The 21,031-nt window shown below is 43.7% G+C and carries 15 protein-coding genes; 6 read left to right on the forward strand and 9 right to left on the reverse strand.

The features are described 5' to 3' along the window. The first annotated feature begins 7 nt into the window (after positions 1–7). Complete coding sequence (locus LPY66_RS19905; RefSeq protein WP_337985978.1) at positions 8–1,735, forward strand: ABC transporter ATP-binding protein; 1,728 nt, start codon at positions 8–10, stop codon at positions 1,733–1,735. Positions 1,736–2,910: 1,175 nt separating this feature from the next. Beyond that, entirely contained in the window at positions 2,911–4,812 is a 1,902-nt protein-coding gene (locus tag LPY66_RS19910) for an ABC transporter ATP-binding protein (RefSeq protein ID WP_443112508.1), read from the forward strand. Positions 4,813–4,978: 166 nt separating this feature from the next. Here LPY66_RS19910 and LPY66_RS19915 read toward each other — a convergent pair whose 3' ends face one another. The 6 genes from LPY66_RS19915 to LPY66_RS19940 form a co-directional block, all read right to left on the reverse strand. Then, the gene (locus LPY66_RS19915) at positions 4,979–5,884 is read right to left on the reverse strand and encodes a GGDEF domain-containing protein (RefSeq protein ID WP_337985979.1); all 906 of its coding nucleotides are present in this window, start codon (positions 5,882–5,884) and stop codon (positions 4,979–4,981) included. Between the two features lie 234 nt (positions 5,885–6,118). Then, positions 6,119–7,063, reverse strand: coding sequence for a magnesium transporter CorA family protein (locus tag LPY66_RS19920; RefSeq protein WP_337985980.1), 945 nt, complete (start codon positions 7,061–7,063; stop codon positions 6,119–6,121). A gap of 32 nt (positions 7,064–7,095) precedes the next feature. Then, on the reverse strand, positions 7,096–8,841 hold the full coding sequence (locus tag LPY66_RS19925) for a phospho-sugar mutase (RefSeq protein ID WP_337985981.1): 1,746 nt from the start codon (positions 8,839–8,841) through the stop codon (positions 7,096–7,098). Positions 8,842–8,861: 20 nt separating this feature from the next. Then, positions 8,862–10,463, reverse strand: a complete 1,602-nt coding sequence (locus LPY66_RS19930) for a glucose-6-phosphate isomerase (RefSeq protein ID WP_337985982.1) — start codon at positions 10,461–10,463, stop codon at positions 8,862–8,864. A 235-nt stretch (positions 10,464–10,698) separates the two neighbouring features. Beyond that, a complete protein-coding gene (locus LPY66_RS19935) occupies positions 10,699–10,839 on the reverse strand; it encodes a hypothetical protein (protein ID WP_337985983.1) in 141 nt (46 codons plus the stop codon). Between the two features lie 140 nt (positions 10,840–10,979). Then, complete coding sequence (locus LPY66_RS19940) at positions 10,980–11,420, reverse strand: metal-dependent transcriptional regulator (RefSeq protein WP_337985984.1); 441 nt, start codon at positions 11,418–11,420, stop codon at positions 10,980–10,982. A gap of 211 nt (positions 11,421–11,631) precedes the next feature. On the opposite strand from LPY66_RS19940, the gene LPY66_RS19945 reads away from it, so the two are divergent. Continuing rightward, on the forward strand, positions 11,632–11,832 hold the full coding sequence (locus tag LPY66_RS19945) for a DUF1653 domain-containing protein (RefSeq protein ID WP_337985985.1): 201 nt from the start codon (positions 11,632–11,634) through the stop codon (positions 11,830–11,832). A gap of 24 nt (positions 11,833–11,856) precedes the next feature. Next, positions 11,857–12,672, forward strand: coding sequence for a tryptophan-rich sensory protein (locus tag LPY66_RS19950; RefSeq protein WP_337985986.1), 816 nt, complete (start codon positions 11,857–11,859; stop codon positions 12,670–12,672). A gap of 150 nt (positions 12,673–12,822) precedes the next feature. Here LPY66_RS19950 and LPY66_RS19955 read toward each other — a convergent pair whose 3' ends face one another. Continuing rightward, positions 12,823–15,162, reverse strand: a complete 2,340-nt coding sequence (locus LPY66_RS19955) for an ATP-dependent DNA helicase (RefSeq protein ID WP_337985987.1) — start codon at positions 15,160–15,162, stop codon at positions 12,823–12,825. 5 nt (positions 15,163–15,167) lie between these two features. Continuing rightward, positions 15,168–15,800, reverse strand: a complete 633-nt coding sequence (gene trmB / locus LPY66_RS19960) for a tRNA (guanosine(46)-N7)-methyltransferase TrmB (RefSeq protein ID WP_337985988.1) — start codon at positions 15,798–15,800, stop codon at positions 15,168–15,170. A 373-nt stretch (positions 15,801–16,173) separates the two neighbouring features. On the opposite strand from trmB, the gene LPY66_RS19965 reads away from it, so the two are divergent. Together LPY66_RS19965 and LPY66_RS19970 are read left to right on the forward strand one after the other, a co-directional pair. Beyond that, complete coding sequence (locus LPY66_RS19965; RefSeq protein ID WP_337985989.1) at positions 16,174–17,241, forward strand: branched-chain amino acid aminotransferase; 1,068 nt, start codon at positions 16,174–16,176, stop codon at positions 17,239–17,241. Between the two features lie 545 nt (positions 17,242–17,786). Beyond that, positions 17,787–19,514 (forward strand): methyl-accepting chemotaxis protein, encoded by a 1,728-nt coding sequence (locus tag LPY66_RS19970; RefSeq protein ID WP_337985990.1) that lies wholly within the window; start codon positions 17,787–17,789, stop codon positions 19,512–19,514. A 65-nt stretch (positions 19,515–19,579) separates the two neighbouring features. Here the strand turns inward: LPY66_RS19970 and LPY66_RS19975 are convergent, their stop codons facing one another. Continuing rightward, entirely contained in the window at positions 19,580–20,944 is a 1,365-nt protein-coding gene (locus tag LPY66_RS19975) for a citrate/2-methylcitrate synthase (protein ID WP_337985991.1), read from the reverse strand. Positions 20,945–21,031 lie beyond the last annotated feature (87 nt).

Consider the following 21,031-nt stretch of genomic DNA (forward strand, 5'->3'; position numbering starts at 1 on the left):
ACCCTATATGCTGAAATTATTTCGGTTTTTAAAGCCGTATCGATTAATGATTATCGGTGTCGTCATCATGGTTTTCCTTCAATCCATGGGCGACCTTTATCTGCCGACACTGATGGCGGATATTATCAACGAAGGCGTTATGAACGGAGATACTCAGAAAATCCTGCATATCGGCGGAATTATGCTTCTGGTCGCCGGTGCGGCTACCTTCTGTTCCATAATCGCCAGTTACTTAGCCTCAAAATCAGCCGTGGGATTAGGCACGATTCTGCGCAGTAAGATTTTTAATCGCGTAGAAAGTTTTTCTCTTCATGAATTTGACAAGATTGGCACGTCAACCCTGATTACGCGAACGACGAATGATATTACCCAGATTCAGATGGTGACCATCCTGATTCTGCGTATGATGATCAGCGCACCCATTATGGCCGTCGGCGGCATTATTCTGGCATTGCGTCAGGATAAGGAGTTGACTTGGGTTCTTGCCGTTTCGATTCCCCTTCTGGCAATTATTGTCGCCTTCATCGCGTCGAAAATGATCCCGCTGTTTCGGAAGATCCAATTCAAAATTGACAAAATCAACTTGGTACTGCGGGAAAAGCTGACCGGTGTACGTGTTATTCGAGCTTTTAATACCATCGAGTTTGAAAGAAAACGTTTTGAAGCCGCTAATGTTGATTTAACTAACACCTTTATTAAGGTCAATAAAATTATGGCCTTTATGATGCCGTCCATCATGCTGATTATGAACCTGACCTCACTGGCGATCCTCTGGTTCGGCGGCATCCGCATCAGTGTCGGTGATATGAGCCTTGGTGCCCTGACTGCATTTACACAGTATGCCATGCAGATTATGTTTTCGATGCTGATGCTGGCGATGATGTTTATCATGGTACCCCGCTCCCAGGCTGCGGCTATTCGTATCAATGAAGTACTTGATACCCAACCTGAAATACTTGATGCCAGGGAGCTTAAAGATTCCTTCTTAGGCAAAGGCTATGTCGAATTTAAAGATGTTACCTTCAGTTATCACGGGGCCGAGGAGCCAGCGATTCGGAACATTACATTTGCTGCCAGACCCGGCGAAATTACGGCGATCATCGGCAGTACCGGCGCAGGCAAATCCACGCTTATCAATCTTATTCCTCGTTTTTATGATGTCGACAGCGGCAGTATCCTGATTGACGGAGTGGACATCAGAGAAATTTCCCAGGAAAACCTGCGGCGGAAAATCGGGCTTGTCCCCCAGAAAGCGATTCTTTTTTCTGGGACGATCGCGGACAATATCCGCTTCGGATATGAGCAGGCAACAGATGAAGAAGTCAGCCATGCTGCTGAAGTAGCACAAGCATCCGAATTTATCGACAAAATGGACGGCCGGTATGATCATAAAATCGCTCAAGGCGGTTTAAATGTATCCGGCGGACAGAAACAGCGTCTGGCTATTGCCCGAGCCCTGGTCCGCAAACCGGAAATCTATATTTTCGATGATAGTTTCTCCGCTCTGGACTTTAAAACCGATGCTCGCTTGCGGGCAGCACTGAAAAAAGAAATTGCTGAATCTACCGTTCTAATTGTTGCACAGCGGGTGGGGACTGTTATGGACGCTGATCGGATCATCGTCCTGGATAACGGTCGGATAGCCGGTATCGGCACACACAAAGATTTGCTGAAAAGCTGTGACGTCTATCATGAAATTGTTTCATCCCAGCTGTCTGAGGAGGAAATAGCATGAGCGAAGTAAATAACACCCAGCAATCACGGCCGAACAGCAATCAGCGCAGACCTTTCGGTCCGGGCAGTGGCCCCGGCGGCGGTCCCGGCGGACATTTCGGAGCGCCGACTGAAAAAGCCAAGAATTTCAAAGGCAGTCTCCGCAGGCTGATTCGATATTTAAAACCACATAAACGCAATCTGATCATTGTCCTGATCTTTGCCGTAGCCAGTACATCTTTTACGATTGCCGCACCGAAAATCAGCAGTAAAGCGATCAATAATCTTCAGGAATCCTATATGGCCCGTACGATGCTGAATAAAATGTCCGATGCGCAGACACAGGCTGTCGACAGTATCACCACCCAACTCACCGATGCCCAAAGCAAAGCCGTCGATCAGATCAGCCAAAATATGACCGAAGCCCAGACCACGGCGGTGGATGCCATCGAACAAAAAATAGGGGATGCCCAGAGTAAGGCAGTATCTGGAATTGTCATGCAGATGTCTGCCGTCCAGAAATCGATGCTAGCTCAGTTTAAAGCGATGACGGCCGCCCCGATCTCCGCTTCAACTGCAATTCCTCCTGCGCAGCAGACTCAGATGACTCCGGAAACCCTAAAAGCAATTCAGGAGTTCGTGAAACTGCCGCTAATTGACACCATCAAAGATTCTTCAACTAGAAATGCTACAATCATCAAGATGCTCGACCTGCTGCAGAGTATGCCCGCCACAGGACAGCCTTCCCAACAGTTTGATGCTGACTCCGTCGCCGCAATGAAGACACTGCTTAATCTTCCGATGATCAATTCTATTTCAAATCCCGAGAAAAAAGCACAGATTACGATCCGGGTTATGAACGCGTTTCAGGCTATGCCAAGTACCAGCAGTATCTCTTCCGCATCAATGGACGCTGCTACGGTAAAAGCGGTAAAAGATCTCTTGCAGTTGCCGCTCTTGGCCAATACGGAAGATCCTCAGGCTAAATCCGCCCTGCTTTTGCAAGTGATCGCGGTCTTTAAAATCATGCCATCCTCGGCACTGACCGGTGACAATACATCAGAAACTACTGATAAGATCGATCCTGAAACGCTGGATACAATCGAAGAATTAACCGCGCTGCCTTCTTTGGATTCATTGACAGATGCTCAGACGAAAGCGGCTACCGCAATCAACATGCTGGATTTATTGAATCAGATGCCAAAACCGGCGGATACTACTTCCGACACCGCTACTAGCACTGACACCGACAGTCCCGAGACCATTACGGAGATCGATCCGGAGATGCTCAGTACACTCAAAGCGTTTCTGCAGTTACCGATGCTGAATACGCTTACTGACGCCCAGCAAAAAGCAGATGTCTCCCGGCAGATTATTGAACTTGGCAAGAAGATGTCCGCCAATACCGATTCGGGTATGACACTGTCGGATACGAAAGAGAATGTATCTTTTACAGATGACCAGATTAACAACGCTATCGATGCCATTGCTAAGACCAATGGCGAATATAACTTCCATTATATCGGTATGATCGCCTTGATCCTGATTGCGATATACCTAATCAGTGCCTTGTTCAGTCTGATCATGGGACTCGTGATGTCAGGCGTTTCTCAGCGTACAGTGTACGACTTACGGCGGGAAGTCGATAACAAGCTGCCCAAACTGCCCTTGAAATATTATGATATGCACCCGTATGGCGATATCCTCAGCCGCGTGACCAATGACATCGATACAATTGCCAATACCTTGCAGCAAAGTTTGACCCAAATCATTACCTCTGTCATCACCATTATCGGGTATATCATCATGATGCTGACAATCAGTCCGGCACTCACCCTCATCGTCATTTTTTCCCTGCCGCTCTATGCCATTGCCACCATGGCAATAGCGAAGAAGTCCCAGAAATATTTCGCTGCCCAGCAAAAAGAGCTCGGTGATCTCAGCGGCCATGTTGAGGAAATGTTTAACGGGCATAAGATTGTCAAAGCGTTTGGTAAGGAGAACGATGCCATTGAACAATTTGAAGCGATGAACAGCAGGCTTTTCACGGCCGGCTGGAAAGCCCAATTTGTATCAGGCATCATGTTTCCACTGATGAACTTTATCAGTAATCTGGCTTATGTCGGCATTTGCGTCCTCGGTGGCATCTGGATCACCCGAAGTCTGCTGGGATTGGGTGATATCATTGCCTTCATTCAGTATTCCAGATCCTTTACCATGCCGATCATCCAGACCGCCAATATCGCCAACATTATTCAGTCGACGGTCGCCTGTGCCGAACGTGTTTTTGAAATTTTGGATGAACAGGAAGAGATCCCCGACAGCCCGGAAGCGGTTACCCTCAGTGCGCCTAAAGGCGATATTCAGATCGAACATGTCAGTTTCCGCTATAAAGACAATGTCCCTTTGATCGAGGATATGAATCTGAACGTGAAGTCAGGCGATACCATTGCCATCGTTGGTCCCACCGGCGCCGGGAAAACGACGCTGGTCAACCTCTTGATGCGTTTCTATGAGATCAATTCAGGAAAAATCAGCATTGACGGTGTCGACATTAAGGATATGAAACGCAGCGAGCTGCGTAAGCTGTTCGGAATGGTACTTCAGGACACATGGCTGTTTAACGGGTCTATCCGAGACAATATTGCCTATTCCAAAGAAGATGCAACAATGGATCAAATTGTTCAGGCTGCCAAAGCGGCGTACGCCGACCACTTTATTCGGACTCTTCCAGAAGGGTATCATACGATTCTGAATGAAGAAGCGACGAATATATCCCAAGGACAAAAACAGCTTCTGACAATTGCCCGGGCAATCCTGGCCGATCCGGCGATTCTAATCTTAGACGAAGCGACCAGCAGTGTGGATACCCGTACAGAAGTACTGATCCAAAAAGCGATGGTCAATCTAATGCGAGGCCGTACCAGCTTTGTTATCGCTCATCGTCTTTCTACCATCCGAGAAGCCGAAATGATCCTGGTGATGAATAATGGCAGTATCATTGAGGTGGGCAATCACAAGGAACTTCTGGCTAAGGGCGGTTTTTACAGTGATCTCTACACCAGTCAGTTTGCCGGGGAAGACGAGACTGCTGTTTAAAACTTTAATAGTACCCTTAATTATTTACCGATTAGTTTTAGTGACGACTTAAGCACTTAAAACTCGTACCAGCTTATTTTTGATTGCTGATACGAGTTTTTTCTTTTGTATATCTCAATTTTTCTTCGGTATATATCTATTGTTAATAATGACGAAGTTTTAAAGATTAGTTCACCGTCTCATAACTTTCAACCTTATTCCGGCCTTTCCTTTTGACATGGTACAGGGCCTTGTCGGCCTGCGCAATCAGCTCATCCATGTCGCATGATAAATCAGGAAAAGAAGATATGCCAATGGATAACGTCAAGCATTCATTGGAATTAGCTTCACTGAAGCGAAATTCGTGATTACTAAATGCTTTTCTTAAACGCTCCATGACCCCACTGGCTTCATGGGCATTGATATCCGGCATAATGACTAAGAACTCGTCTCCCCCGTAACGAAAAACGATATCGGACTTCCTGAGTGTTGAATTGAGAAGCTGCGCCGTCTTTTTTAACACCTCGTCGCCGCTATAATGCCCATACGAATCGTTGTACTGCTTAAAGTAATCGATATCAATAATACAGAGGGCCAGAGGCTTTTGACTCCTTACGGCTCTGCTCATCTCCTGATCTAGTCTTTGCTTAAAATACCGGAAATTATACAGTTCCGTAAGACCATCCGTGATGGATAGCTTTTTAAGCAGTTGCTGTGTTTTCCAATTGTGCTCGACGACGACGGCGATAATAGTTGAAGCAAAAAAGTTCGTTGCGGTTAAAATCAATTCTCGAAGAAAAAAAGGGTTATCATGTCTGATCCAGATATTCAAGGGATCCGCCACGGCCAAAACGCTGCAGACGAAAGCGACAAAAAGGCCAATATATCCAAAAAGAAGCGGTGCTATTAAGGTGATAATCAAGATTATACTACCGGCTATGGTCCCCGGCATGACCTTAAGATGACCAAAAACAAACACCCCAATGAGAATGCCAATGATGATACAGCTGGCAGCTAATTTTCGATTATTGGACATCCGCTCTTTGAGCAATGCCTCCAAATCCCGACTGATTTTATTTATTTCACGAATCATTTGAGTATATACCCCTTTTTAAGTAAAACTTGGCTGGCGCCAAGTCCTCAGACGAAGACGGCAGCTATAGCTGCACTTAAGTATTCAGAACGTGAATCAAACTTTCTGGGACAGAAAGTCACTTAGAGTTTTTCTGATATACTAAGAAAAAACAACCGGTTCCGGTTGTGATAAAGCCTAATATCAATATCGACAAAATACAACATTTCTTTAGTAAATTTCACAAATAATAACTTATCGCAACCAATGTTTTTTCCAGAAAAGAATAAGAACGGCGCCGATGATCATAACCGATATAAGATAAAATACCGGCAAGGCATAGGTCGAGTGGGCCAATGGCATATGCTGAAAGTTCATCCCGAAAAATGACGTTAACAGATTGATGGGCAGAAGGATCGTGGCCAAAAGAGTGAGTACTTTCATAATATCATTGGCGCGATTGTCATTAGCCTGTTGATATGTCTCTAAAAGCACTTCGATCAATTCATGCGTCTGACGGGCATTTTCGAGTTTCTGCTGAGTTTCGGCGACAAGGTCCTGCCACGATGGGGTGCCGTTATCATACCTGTCCATTGCTGAAAGCCTGCGGAAAATAGTACCATGCGCATTGAGCGATTTCTTGAACCCAAGTATTTTTTTATGCAGCTGGATGATTTGGCTTCTTTGTCGCCGGTGAGGATTTTCCATGATATCTTCTTCGATCTGGTTCATTTCCTCTTCCAGCATTTCTAATTGTTCTTGATGGTGGTCAAGTATTGTCATGCCTAAAAGCTGGGCCAGATCGGAAGGTGTTCGCAACAAATCCCTTCGCGCCCAGTCCGCTATCCGTTCTATGTCGATCCAGTCGTTCTTCAGCATCGTGATGTTATGCCGCGTTAAAAAAAGTTGTATATCCTCTTCTTTATTATTGGAGTCAAAATCACTGTAGCGGACTAAAAACAGGGATGGATTTAGTCGTTCAAAGCGATAGTCCGTACATTGCAGCAAAGAAGGCAGCCCATCCAGGGTGTGGTTAATGTCATCAGTATCTGGTAAGCGCGCTAAGTGTTCGGCTAAATTGCTCCATTCCGCACTATTGAACAATGATAGGGTAAAACGGGGTAGTCCTCCCTCTATCAGCTTATCCGTAAGCGAGTCTATTTTATCTATCCCGTTTATGGAAATAACATAGTGTTCCATAGACCCTTCACCTCAATATCACTATATCATATTTATCGCATCAGGTCATCGACAGCAGAAAATATCTGTGCCTTGACCCTTTCTTTCATCGCTTCGGCTTCCACCATGGTTTGTCCCTTAAGGCAGAAATAGAACCGTATCTTAGGCTCCGTTCCGGATGGACGCACCATTACGTACCCGCCTCCTTCAAAGGAAAATCTAAGAACGTTTGCCTGAGGAAGACCAATCATTTCTCTTCTGCCCGTTGCCAGCCATAATCGCGTATCAATCTGATAGTCTTCAATTTTTTCCAAGCGCAGGCCGCCCAGTGTATTCGGCTTCATCACTCGCAGACGGTCCATGATCCGATCGATAGACTCTTTTCCCTGCTTACCCGATAACGTCACTGCAACCTGTTCATCAAGATAGGTGCCGTAGCGTTTGAAAATATGCTCCAGAACCTCCGGTAACGTCTTATTCTGGATCCGGCTGAAATAGAGCGCGGCTTCGGCCAGCAGCGCCGCTGCCTGAACTGCATCTTTATCCCGTGCGTACGTTCCGGCGAGGTAGCCATGGCTCTCTTCAAAGCCAAATAAAAACGTTCCCCATCCTTCTTCCATCTTCCTAATTTGTTCACCGATATATTTGAACCCCACATGCACATTGATCGCTTTCATCCCGAAATCCATGGCGATAGCATCACCCAGATCTGTCGAGGCTACCGTTTTAACCACCACACCGTTCTCCGGCAGCGTTCCCTGTGCATTTTTCTGTGAGAGCACGTAGTATTCTAAAATAACGCCAATTTGATTACCGGTAAATCGAATCCACGCGCCCTGTCTATCTCGCGCATAGATACCTACTCTGTCAGCATCCGGATCAGTAGCCAGTACTAAATCCGCCTCCTTTTCCTTCGCCAAATTCAGAGCCATGATAAAGGCAGAAGGATCTTCGGGATTAGGCGAATTTACGGTCGCAAACTCCGGATCAGGCTGTTCTTGTTCTGGAACAGTCCATAGTGAGGTGAATCCCATATTTTGCAGCGCCCGTTGCACAGGTATTCCGCCTGTTCCATGTAGTGGTGTAAATACAATCTTTAAATTCTTTCCCTCTGTGCGGGTAAGATTGGGAGAAAGCAGTGTCTTTTGAATTTCAGATTCGTAAGCAGCGTCAACCTCAGGTCCGACGATTGTAAGCAGCCCTGCTTCACGGGCTGCATTCTCGTCCATAGGGTATACTTCCCAACACGTGGTTTCGGCCATTTTCAAGGCAATCTGCTCAGCCTGCAAAGGGGGAATCTGGCCGCCATCTTCCCAATACACCTTATAACCGTTGTATTCTTTGGGATTGTGGCTGGCGGTAATATTGACACCGGCAATTGTTCCTAAATATCTGACGGCGAAGGAAAGTTCCGGCGTTGGCCGGAGGCTCTCAAAAAGAAAGGCTTTTACCTTATTTGTTGCAAGGACCAACGCGGTTTCCAGCGCGAATTCCCGCGAGAAACGCCTGTTATCGTATGCGATAACGACACCCCTAAGACAGGCTTGCTGTCCATAGGCCAGGATCATATCCGCAAGCCCCTGAGTAACCTTGCGGATAACATAGCGATTCATGCGATTCGTTCCCGCTCCAAGTACACCGCGCAACCCTGCCGTACCAAATTCAAGATCCATATAAAACCGGTCTTCTAACTCTTTCGGATCGGTGATCGCCAATAATTCCTGCCGGGTCAGTGCGTCAAAATAATTATCTTCCGTCCATAAACGCAGGGTATTTCTATATGATTTTTCAGAATCCATTTCTCTTGGTCTCCTCTTATCTATTCTCTGTGGGAGCAGAAGTACACTGCAGAGAATTCATCTCTCGCGAATACTTTTTTTATTTTGTTTTCTTTATTTGCTGCAAGATGCTGTAATATCTTATACACCATTTCTTTATCAACTATTTGGAATGTGTTCTGTATTTCATCGGCAATGTCATCAAGCGTAAGACCGTCTGGTGTATTATTTGCAAGTATCTGCTTTATGTAATTCTTAAGTTCAATGACTTCCTGAGCACCTTTTTTAGCAATTTCCACTGCCGGCTGATTATACGCATTTACATTGACAAGGTAGGCATAGTGGCTTACTGCCCGTTCAAATAGCGCGATGAGTACGCCGATGCTTTCCGCTGTAACCGACGGGATCGTAATCGTGATTGATTGTCTGCCCTTCTGGGTCAGTGCTTTCCGGGTACCAAGCAGGAATGCATGTAAAAAATCGCCGCTTGTACTGTTTTCAGCTAAGATCGGAGAATATTCTTCCCGATCTTTCAGTACCTCAATAAAGGTAACAAAAGCGTTATCCGGGCCGTCCAATAGCTGCTGTAAATAAGAATGCTGATCTGTCGTTCCTTTGTTGCCTAATACAGTAATACCCTGATGCACGACGTTACCGTCAAGGTCTGTCTCTTTTCCCAATGATTCCATAATCAGCTGCTGAAGATATCGGGGAAAAAGCTCCAACCGGTCTTTATAGGGGAGGATAACCATTTGCTTGCCGCCTTCTCCCCTTGTTAAGAAAAACCAGGTCAAGGCCAACAATGCGGCAGGATTTTGCATCGTCTCTGGTTTTCGCGTCAGTGCATTGCACGTTGCCGCCCCCAGCAGCAATTGATCGATTCCAATTCCCTGTAATGCTAACGGCAAAAGCCCCACAGCAGATAATACCGATGTTCGTCCGCCTACCCAATCCCACATCGGAAATGAGTCTAACCAATTTTCCTTGGTTCGTATCTGGTCCAGCTGACTCCCGCTTTGGGTTACACTAATGGCATGTTTGACAAAATCCAATCTATTGTGCTGGTAAAGACGGCGGACTTCTTCCATTCCATTACGGGTTTCGACTGTACTGCCGCTTTTCGAGATGATGATCGTCAGGGTGGCATCAAGAACGCGGCTTAGCCGTTCAAATATTCTGTCCATGCCGTCGGGATCCGTATTGTCAATAAAATACAATTTGCAGGGATCATCAACTTTTTCTAACGCATCGGAGACAAAATGGGTCCCCAGACTTGATCCTCCAATTCCAATTACCAGAACATGCTTGAATAATTGCCCTCTCTCTCCCTTAAGTGTGCCATCATGCACCATTTGAGCAAATTTTTTGACATGAAAAATCATTTCCGATATCTTCGACGCGATTTCTTGGTCAGGGCATATCTCCGGGGTACTCAGCCAGTAATGCCCTACCCTGCGGTTTTCATCAGGATTTGCGATGGAACCGTTCTCTAAGTCCTGTATTTGGGTATATACACCCTGGATTATTGTTTCCATATCATCAAAATAACGATCGGGAAAATGGACACGGCTAATATCTAATTGGAGATTAGTTAACGAATTGCAGAAAAAATATTTACGAAACCTCTGCCATTGATTATCCAAATACGCTTCACCTCAGTCTGCGTGATTCTTTGATACTTTCCCCAGGAAACGATGCTTCTATACGAAAACATCAGAAATTCACCAGATAATTCCAACGCCTTCTGTATCTATTCTATTATTTCATTGCAAAAAAATAAACTAAAAATTAAAATTTATAATACAAAGTCCGGCACATAGTATATGCCGGACTGAATATTTTTTGGATAGCTCTCACGAGTAATGCTGGGCTTCGTATCTAGCCGTTAAAGTTGCCGCATGGTTTTGAAGCTATCTTTGAGGTTTCTTCCAGCTTGCAGTCTTCACAAACCAATTGCCCTTTGACTTCAAACAGATCTTCTTCTCTTTCTTCAGCACCGCATTTTGCACATTTTGCCATAGCAGCCACTTCCTTTTTATTTATTAGTATAGCTTATTTAAGTTAAATTACAAGATAGGGCGAAGATAAGAATATTTTTGTAACAAGCCGGCTGGATATAACCTATACTAAGCACAGCATAAGCTTAAAATTAGCTGCCACTAACCCAGAATAAACGGATTACCTTTCTCTGTTCTTTGCTTCATAAAATCAGCAAAAGCCCTGCCCCATGCCGGATCATCTCTAAGAAAGGCCACCAGGTACTGAATTGCTTCGATCGTCTCTTTTGAAAGATAGTGTTCCATGGCTTCAGCTTCAGCTGCATAATTGCATTTACTGCCAATCAACGCTAAAAATTCCTGAAGAAGCTGATTTCTGGATACTAAGTAACAGCCATAGTCATTACCTTGTTCGGTAAGATGGATCTCCCCATACCGTTCATACTTAATATAGTGTTGGTCACGCAATTTATAGAGGGCTTTCGTTACTGACGGCAGTGCGACCTGCAGTTTATTACTTATATCTGTGACCCGTACTGTACCCGGCGACAAGGTAAGCCGGTAAATTTGCTCTAAATAATCTTCAAGACTGGGTGACAGCATAGCATCACTTCCCTTGCAATATGCTGACTATCAATTCATTATATGACAGGAGGACCACGACGATGAGCCCTCAACTCATTCCTGACTATTTTATACAGTCTGAGGGTAGAATGATGATGTGTTATTTTCTGGACGGCAATTAAAATCCTTGATATATTTAATATAACTACTGATATAAAAATTACCAACGGAGAATGTTCGAGGTGATATCGTGCCGAAATATCAACATTTTAAAGGCGGTATCTATGAATATCTTTTTACCGCTATCCATTCCGAAACCGATGAAAAGCTGGTTATATACAAAAATGCCAAAGGTATCATCTTTGCCAGACCTTATACGATGTTTTTTGAGAATGTCATGCACGAAGGCAGGATCGTACCACGATTTAGAGCAATGAATACAGATGAATAAACATGTAAAGGAGAGAATTCTGCCATGGAAGAGAGTAAACACATCTTTCTAAAATCCTTCGCGGCCATCTCGTTTATCATCATGGTTGCTGTAAATGCATTAGCTAATATGCTTCCGATCAACGGCGTTACTACAGGTGAAGTATCTGATTCCTACCCTAATTTATTCGCACCTGCCGGCTTGACCTTTTCCATATGGGGTTTGATTTATCTCCTATTGGCCCTATTCACGCTATACCAGGTTGGGCTTTTTCAGAGCAGTTGGAAATTTATTAATGAAGGTCTTCTGCATAAGATCCGCGTTATCTTCACTATCAATGCACTGGCCAATGCAACCTGGATACTTACCTGGCACTACAAGGTAATTATGCTTTCAATGGCCTTGATGATCGTTATCTTGATCACACTCATATTAATTGTCGACGCTTTAAAGAAAGAAAAAATGACCCGACGAGAAGCTTTCTTTTTGAGGCTGCCTTTCAGTATTTATTTTGGATGGATCACCGTAGCGACTATCGCCAATATGACAACACTCTTGGTAAGTCTGGGCTGGCAAGGAGGCTTTGGACTTTCCGCCAGTGGCTGGACCATCGTTATACTTCTGGCAGGCATGGTCATTGCATCAGCTACTATGATTGTTAACAAGGATATCGCCTACGGCCTTGTCCCGATTTGGGCCTATATTGGCATCGTGATGAAGCATTTATCTGCGACAGGCTTTGCAGGCAAATACCCTGCAATCATCACCACCGCCGAGATCAGTATTGTCGTCTTTGTTATTTCCTTAATCATTGTTATTGTTCAAAAAAGGCGGGACACACGACAGGTATTCCGATCATAACATCGCCCTATGATTGGCGGCGAGGTAATCACAGACCGAATTACGGCCGCTCACCGGATTATGCCAAATAGGGATAGTTCCGGTTGTATATACACTTATACACAGATTGCCCACATTTGTGGATAATTTCGTTTGTGGATAATTTCGTTATTATTTTAATTCCCAAAAAGAAGTAAGTACTTTCTCCATATTTCGGATGTCCTTTACATTTCGAAGCGGAAACCAATGCTTGGGAAAAAGATTCCTATAGCTCCTTCGGCTGTAGCGTTCATCGATCAGCAAAACAGCACCGATATCACTTTCGCAGCGAATGACCCGTCCTGCAGCCTGCAGGACTTTATTCATTCCCGGATACATATAAGCATATTCAAAACCCATACCATTTTTATGATCAAAATAATCCCTGATAATATTCTGCTGAACATTGAACTGGGGAAGCCCGACACTGACTATTGCTGTTCCGATTAGCCGGTTGCCTACCATGTCAATGCCCTCGGAAAATAGGCCCCCGAGTACACAGAATGCTACGTAGGTATGCACAGGGTTCTCAACAAATTGCGTCAGAAAACTTTCCCGCTCCTCTTCCGTCATCGCCGGTGCTTGTTCTGCCGCATTAATAGCAGGATAAGCAGCGGTGAAATCCGCAAAAACGTCATGCATATATTTATAGGATGGGAAATAGATGATATAATTCCCTTTTTTGCACCCGACAAAGGTATTAATCAGGTGAGCTATTTGTTCCCGGCTGTTTTCCCGCTCCTTATACTTCGTCGAGATATGCTCTGCCGTGATAACACATAGATTTTGTTCATCAAACGGCGAATTCAGTGCAAGCAGTTTATCTTTCTCATCCCCGCCCAGAATGCCGCGGAAATACTGAAGCGGTGACAGCGTGGCTGAAAACATGACCGCCGAGCGGCCGCGCTGCAACGCTTCACCCAATAAATATGATGGATCCAAACAAAACAATTTGACAACGACTTCGTTCTGCTGTGCTTCAGCATAAGTCACGTAGCGCTCATCATAGAAATCCGCAATCGTGCCGAAATGCAGCCCGTCAAAGTAGACCTGCAGAAAATCACTGTCTTCACTTAAGTCGCGGTTTTCTTTAAGCATGCGTTCACAAACAGCTGTATATTTATTGACAAGTGCGATAAACTCCTTTTGTTTATCCGCTGTTACGTAATAGCCCTGTTGACCGCATTGGTGACGCAGGTCAATCAAATAGCGATTGATGCTGTTCAGGATTTTATCCAGCGTTTTATCTCTGCCTTTATAGGCCTTTTTGATTTGATAAAATGCTGTTTTTCGAAGCTCAACCGAAAACATTTCCCGCGAGCGATCCACCAAATTATGCGCTTCATCGATAAGAAAAACATAATCACTTGTTCCCTCTGCAAAAAAACGTCTGAGAAAGGCTTTCGGGTCAAAAACATAGTTATAGTCACAGATCACGCAGTCAGCAAGGAGGGATAAATCAAGCGAAAATTCAAACGGGCAAACGGTGTACTTCCGGGCAAAAGCCTCGATGGCACTCCGCGAGAGGTCATCGCCTGTTTGTACAGCATCGAGTATAGCTTCATTGACACGATCATAATGTCCTTTGGCATATCGGCAATATTCCGGGTGGCAGTTGGGTTTCTCACAAAAGCATATTTTCTCTTTAGCAGTCAAAGTCAGCGTTTTCATTTTAAGGCCGCCGTGACGCATTTTCCCAAAGGCCTCTTCTGCAACCTGCCGTGTGATCGTTTTGGCAGTCAGGTAAAATATTTTCGAGGTCTTCTCCTCGGCCATTGCTTTGATTGCAGGAAAGAGAACGGAAATGGTCTTCCCAGTTCCTGTCGGTGCCTGCACAAAAAGCTTCTCTCCGCCGACGATGGTTTTATAAACGTGGACGGCAAGTTCTCTTTGTCCCTTGCGATAGAAAGGAAAAGGAAAATACAATGCTTTAATGGATCGGTCCCGCAACTCCTTCCATTGTTCAGAAAAACTAGCCCATGCGGCATATTTTTCGATTAATTCACTAACAAAACAGTCCAGGTCGTCAGCAGTGAACATCCGAACAAATTGCTTTGTATCATAGGTCTCGAGATGATAATACGTCATCTGAATGGATACTTCCTGCAATTCGTTCTGCACAGCCAGAATACAGGCATAGCATTTGGCCTGGGCCCAATGCACTGCATTCCCTTCTTCGACACTTTCCAACGGCAGAACAGTTGTTTTAATTTCTTCGATTACGTATTGCCCATCATGGCTGAATACACCATCGGCACGACCTTCCAAGGCATAATCAATCCCGTTATAATGATACGTCTGAGCTAGAAACACTTCACTTCGATAATCAGCATAACGTTCTCTGTTAATTTTCTGCAGCGCGCGATGTGCCCGGGCTCCTTCAAGCATTCGGTCTTTCGGAGCATATCGATTGTCGATGTCTCCGGAGCGCATGATCAATTCAACACATTGTCTGATGGGAAGTCTGACCATTGGTACTACCTCCCAAATATCCCAAATTTAATGCGGATTCCCTGTCCGATAAACTTCTCCTCGTACTCCGTTGTAATATTATTTTCAAAATCACTGCGTGTCAGATCATCTGTACGGTATAATTCGGCAAAGCCCGCTTCGCGAAAATATTTAAGACTATCAGCAAAGAGTTCATCATCATCGGTTTTAAACCATATCTCCGCTTTTTCCTTTATAAATGTCTTATATTTCTTCAAGAAGACGGGATGTGTCAGTCTCCGCCTGTGATGCCGGTTACTTGGCCAAGGCGTACAAAAATTTATATAAATTTTGTCGATTTCATCCTGGTCAAAACACGCTTCTATATTCTCAATGTTCATTAGCACGACACGGACATTTTCAATGTCATTGTCATTCAGCTTTCTTATGACCATGACAAGTAGTTCGTTATAAGTATCGATAGCGATATAATTAATTTTAGGGTTCATTCCGGCTAGTTTAGTGATAAAACTCCCTCTTCCACAGCCTAATTCAAGATGGATAGGGTAATCATTCCCAAAAACCTCGTGCCATTTTCCTTTTTTCTCAGACGGTATAAATATCACTTTCGGATCTTTTTCCAGTTCCGGCCGTGCCCATTTCTTTTTACGCAGCCGCAAAGCGAGTGGTCTCCTTCCTTATGCCCCAGTTGATAATAGCGATGAAGGTCTGTTTATACCGATTATTATACTATAAGCTTTACCGTTTAAGCCATCATTTTAATGACGACAACTTTTGTCCGACATTTAACATTGGCACCTATCAACTTGGGATATTTATTTTACTTTGAAGTTATATCGTATCATGATATAAATGATTTGTTGTGTCAGACATGTCCTAATGCCTTGAAATAGAACATAAGTTTATTGACGTTATGAAACAAGTGTATATATTGGTAATAAGTCGATTTTTCCAGATTAATCATTGAACATTTTTCTTGATAGAATTAGAATATATATTTAGAAGATTATTTTGTTTTGGAGGCAATAAATAATGACCAATATCACTGTAACAAAAGTTGAAAAGCTGGGAGTGCTGCCCACCGATGCCTCACTCGGCTTTGGCAAGATTTTTACTGACCACATGTTTGTCATGGATTATGAGACAGAAAAAGGCTGGCACTCACCGCGGATCGTCCCCTATGGTGAGTTTGGCTTTGTTCCTGCCACCATTGTTTTTCATTATGGACAAGCGATTTTTGAAGGCATGAAAGCTTTTCGTTCCGCTGACAATACGGTTGCTGTTTTCAGAACTCGCGAATATCTGAATCGTTTTAACCGTTCTGCCGATCATCTCTGTATTCCCCGCATCGATGTTGAAGAAGTTCGCACCGGTTTATTCAAACTACTGGAAATTGAAAAAAACTGGGTACCGAGCAGCCCAGGCACATCATTATATATCCGTCCATTTATAATCGCAACGGATAAAAACATCGGCGTAAAAGTATCCAATACCTATAAACTTTTCATAATCCTTTCCCCTGTCGGTGCTTACTACGAGCACGGATTCAATCCTGTCAGCATTAAAGTCGAAGACCATTATGTAAGGGCGACAAAAGGCGGTCTTGGCATGGCCAAAACGCCGGCTAATTATGCTATGAGCCTGGCTGCCCAAAACGAAGCCCACGCAGATGGCTTCGATCAAGTCCTTTGGCTGGATGCTGTTCACCGTAAATATGTTGAAGAAGTCGGTACGATGAATATTTTATTTAAAATTAACGGCGAAATCGTTACACCGGAACTCAGCGGGAGTATTCTTGGCGGAATAACCCGTCAGACGGTAATGGAATTGACCCGAAGCTGGGGATTGAATGCCATTGAACGTCAGATTTCTATCGAAGAGGTATTTGAAGCCCAAGCCAAGGGACAGCTGGAAGAAGTCTTTGGTTCCGGTACCGCCGCTGTCATATCTCCAGTCGGCGAACTGTCTTGGAAAAACGAGAAGCTTATCATCAGCAATAACAAGACCGGTGAGTATGCCCAGAAGCTCTTTGACTTTATCACGGGTGTACAATACGGTCGCCTACTGGATGAATTTGGTTGGATGGACGAGGTAAAATAACATCTGGTAATATGTAGGATCTCGGACTGTTCACAACTTAGCGCTAAACAAAAGACGTCAAAATGATATCTCCCCGTCTACTTGACAGGGAGCAGTTCAAAACGACGTCTTTTTTTTGGAGAGATGCAAAAGTTGCTGCTTTCTGAATGTTGGACATTAGCATAGGGTAAAGATCACTTGTGCCTTTGCGATCATGGGCTGAAGATATGGGCGGGTAATCTTATATAATGAAATAGGCCCTGGACCATGATTAGGAGGTTAAGGAGATTCGTATTATAAGAAACTTTATGTCCTCGTTTTTCCTAATTTACTAAATAATTTATTTTCTTCCATTTTTATTATTAAAATTTATTGCGTATTAAATCTAAATAAGATAATATTATATATATTTTTATTGTCAAACGTGAAACTGTATTCAAACCATTTATAAACTATTTTAGGCATTGGTCGCTTGGTTTTCGGCTGCTGGCCGTTTAATATTTCGAAGGATCTCAAGCCTTATACGCAATAATCATACTAACAGATACATAAAGGAGGATGAAACGGTGTTTCGCTTATTCAACAATATGAAGGTTGCCCGCAAAATTTTATCTCTTGTGGCTATATTTGTAGTCATTAGTTTACTCGTAGGCTTTATTAGTTATCAAAGTCTGACAAAGGCTAATCAGGATCTGAACAAAATATACTCGGAAAGTCTGTTATCCATCGCGTACTTAGGCGATTGTCAAAAATACGGGGATATTGTCTACACCAATGTCGTACTCATATTGGCCACAACAGACACAGCTGAAATCCCAGCGATATCTGAAGAAATCCAAAGAAACGGTAAATCTTTTACCGTTTCTTTGGATAAGTATAAAAGTCTTAATCCGAACTCTTTTGAAAAAAATAAGCTAGCCGAAACAGAGAAAGCCTTATCCCAGATTCAGCCTATCCTTGAAAAAATTATATCGCTACGGTTACAAAATAAGAATACAGAGGCTTATGCATTATTCAAAGAAAGTTATGAACCTTTACAGCAGGTATTTACTAACGATATGGGAGCTTTGATTAGCTATAATGAAAAAGAAGCGCAAGAACTTCGCAGCCAGACCGACCAACATGCCAAAAACGCCAATAATACCGTTTTCATTCTAACAATCGCGACGATTTTAATTACAATCGCTTATGGATTGTTCATCAGCAGACGAATTTCCTCAGATTTTGGCTCCATCACTGCCTATGCCGGATTAATAGCCGAGGGAAATTTGAGCCAGGATGTTGGACATAAATTCCTGATCCGTAAAGACGAAGTTGGCCAGGCTGCTCAAGCTTTTGCCAAGATGCATCAATATCTTCGCGATATGGTTCAGCAATTGGCAGCAGGTGCTCAGGATATGGCCGCATCCAGTCAGGAACTTTCCGCGACCACGGAGAATGTATCTGCGACAATGGAAGAAATCACGGCTTCTATTGAGGAAATTTCAGCCGGATTAGAAACCGTAGCCTCCTCGACAGAGGAGGTAAATGCCTCAGGTGAAGAAATGACAGCTTTCCTAACCCAATTGGCCAGTGAATCCAAGGATAGTTCAGATACTGCCCAGAAAATTGAATTACGGGCCGGGGAAATAATGACCGAATCTCTCAAAGCTCAGCAGGAGGCCACGGCCTTGTATGGCGATATTCAAGAAAAAATGGGAAAAGCATTGGAAGACGCGAAGATCGTTCACGAAATATCCGCCTTGGCCGATACGATTTCAGCCATCGCCGATCAGACCAACCTTTTAGCGCTTAATGCTGCGATTGAAGCCGCCAGAGCAGGTGAACAAGGAAAAGGATTTGCGGTCGTCGCCGAAGAGGTCCGTAAATTAGCGGAAGAATCGTCTTTAACTGTCAGCAATATTAAGAGGCTAACGGATGATGTTCAAAATTCTTTTGGCAATTTGGTTGTGAACAGCAATGCCGTCTTGCAATTTCTCAATAATAAGGTTGTAAAAGATTATGATTCTATGGTTGCTATTGGTCAGGACTATTCCGATAATGCCAAGACCTTCTACCAAGCGACAAGTAAAATAACTGATATGAGCAGCCGGATATTGAATGGCGTTAATGACGTAACAAAGGCGATAGAGGCTGTTGCCCTGAACATGAGCGAAAGCAGCCGTGGTGCACAAGAAATTACCAGAGGGGTAGAGGAAACCAGCAGCTCGGTCTCTCAAATTGCAGATTCTTCAGGTAAATTGGCTGAAAATGCCCAAATGTTAAATCAACTCGTTTCTCGATTTACAATTTAAGTCTTTTCCTGTTCCCCTGCCCCTGAAGCTTCGATCAGTGGCGCTAAATAGGTATTTAGATTATTCTATCGTTCGTCTATTTCCATATAATCCTTATCAGACAGAGGACTTTCGTAGGCCGGTCTGATTATTTTGTCCGCATTGATCAATTCTTCCAGTCGATGAGCGCTCCAGCCGACGATGCGTGCCATTGCAAACAGCGGTGTATAAAGCTCCAAGGGAATATCCAACATACTGTAAACGAAACCACTGTAAAAGTCTACATTCGCACTGACGCCTTTGTAGATTTTTCGTTCTTCGGCAATAACCTCGGGCGCCATCCGTTCAACCATGGAATATAATTCAAAATCGTTTCGTCGTCCTCTGTCCTCAGCTAATTTTTCTACAAAGCCCTTAAATATCTGAGCTCTCGGATCTGAAATCGAATAGACAGCATGTCCCATGCCATAAATCAAACCACGGCGGTCAAAGACTTCCTTGTTAAGAATCTTGGTCAGATAGTGTCTTACTGCGGACTCGTTTGTAATATCCTGCACATGTAATTTAATATCTTTTATCATTTCAACAACTTTAATATTCGCACCGCCGTGTTTAGGTCCCTTCAGTGAGGAAAGAGCCGCCGCGATAACTGAATACGTATCAGACCCCGAAGAAGAAACAACGCGCGTCGTAAAGGTGGAATTATTGCCGCCCCCATGTTCCATGTGCAATACCAACGCAATATCCAATACTCTTGCCTCAAGTTCCGTATAGGTCTTATCCGGTCTCAGCATTCTGAGAATATTTTCTGCCGTCGAGAGTTTTTCGTCCGGACGATGGATATAAAAGCTGTCATCACATTCATAATGATTGTAAGCATGATATCCGTAAACAGATAACATAGGAAAAATACTGATGAGCATGAGACACTGCCTTAAGACGTTATTCAACGATCCATCTTCAATGCGATCATCATAGGATGCCAGCGTCAGAACACTCTTGGTCAAGGAATTCATAATATCCTTACTCGGCGCTTTCATAATGACATCTCGTACAAAATTTTTGGGCAGATTGCGGCATTGAACTAAGATCCCTTTAAATTCAGCCAACTGTTCTTCGGTAGGTAGAGAACCAAACAATAAAAGGTAAGCTGACTCTTCAAATCCATACCGTTTTTTATTTACAAACCCATTAACTAGGTCAACAATATTATACCCTCGGTAAAGCAGTTTCCCTTCACAGGGGATTCTCTTCCCATCCATTTCTTCATGAGATTTAATTAAAGAGATATTGGTTAGTCCGGCCAGGACGCCTTCTCCGCTTTTATCCCTCAGACCACGTTTAACACCATATATATCATAAAGTCCGGCATCTATCTTGGTATTTTCTTGGCATATCTTGCTGTACCTATCGCTATAGCGGTCAATGTTATCTTTATGGTTGGGTGTCACTATTTTTCCTCCTTCTGATTTTTAACCATTTTATAGAAAATGCACATTGTATCCAATACAAACAACTTTATTATACCATTTAGGTTG

Origin of the sequence: Dehalobacter sp. DCM (genome assembly GCF_024972775.1) — a bacterium.
In the GTDB taxonomy this organism is placed as follows: Bacteria; Bacillota; Desulfitobacteriia; order Desulfitobacteriales; family Syntrophobotulaceae; genus Dehalobacter.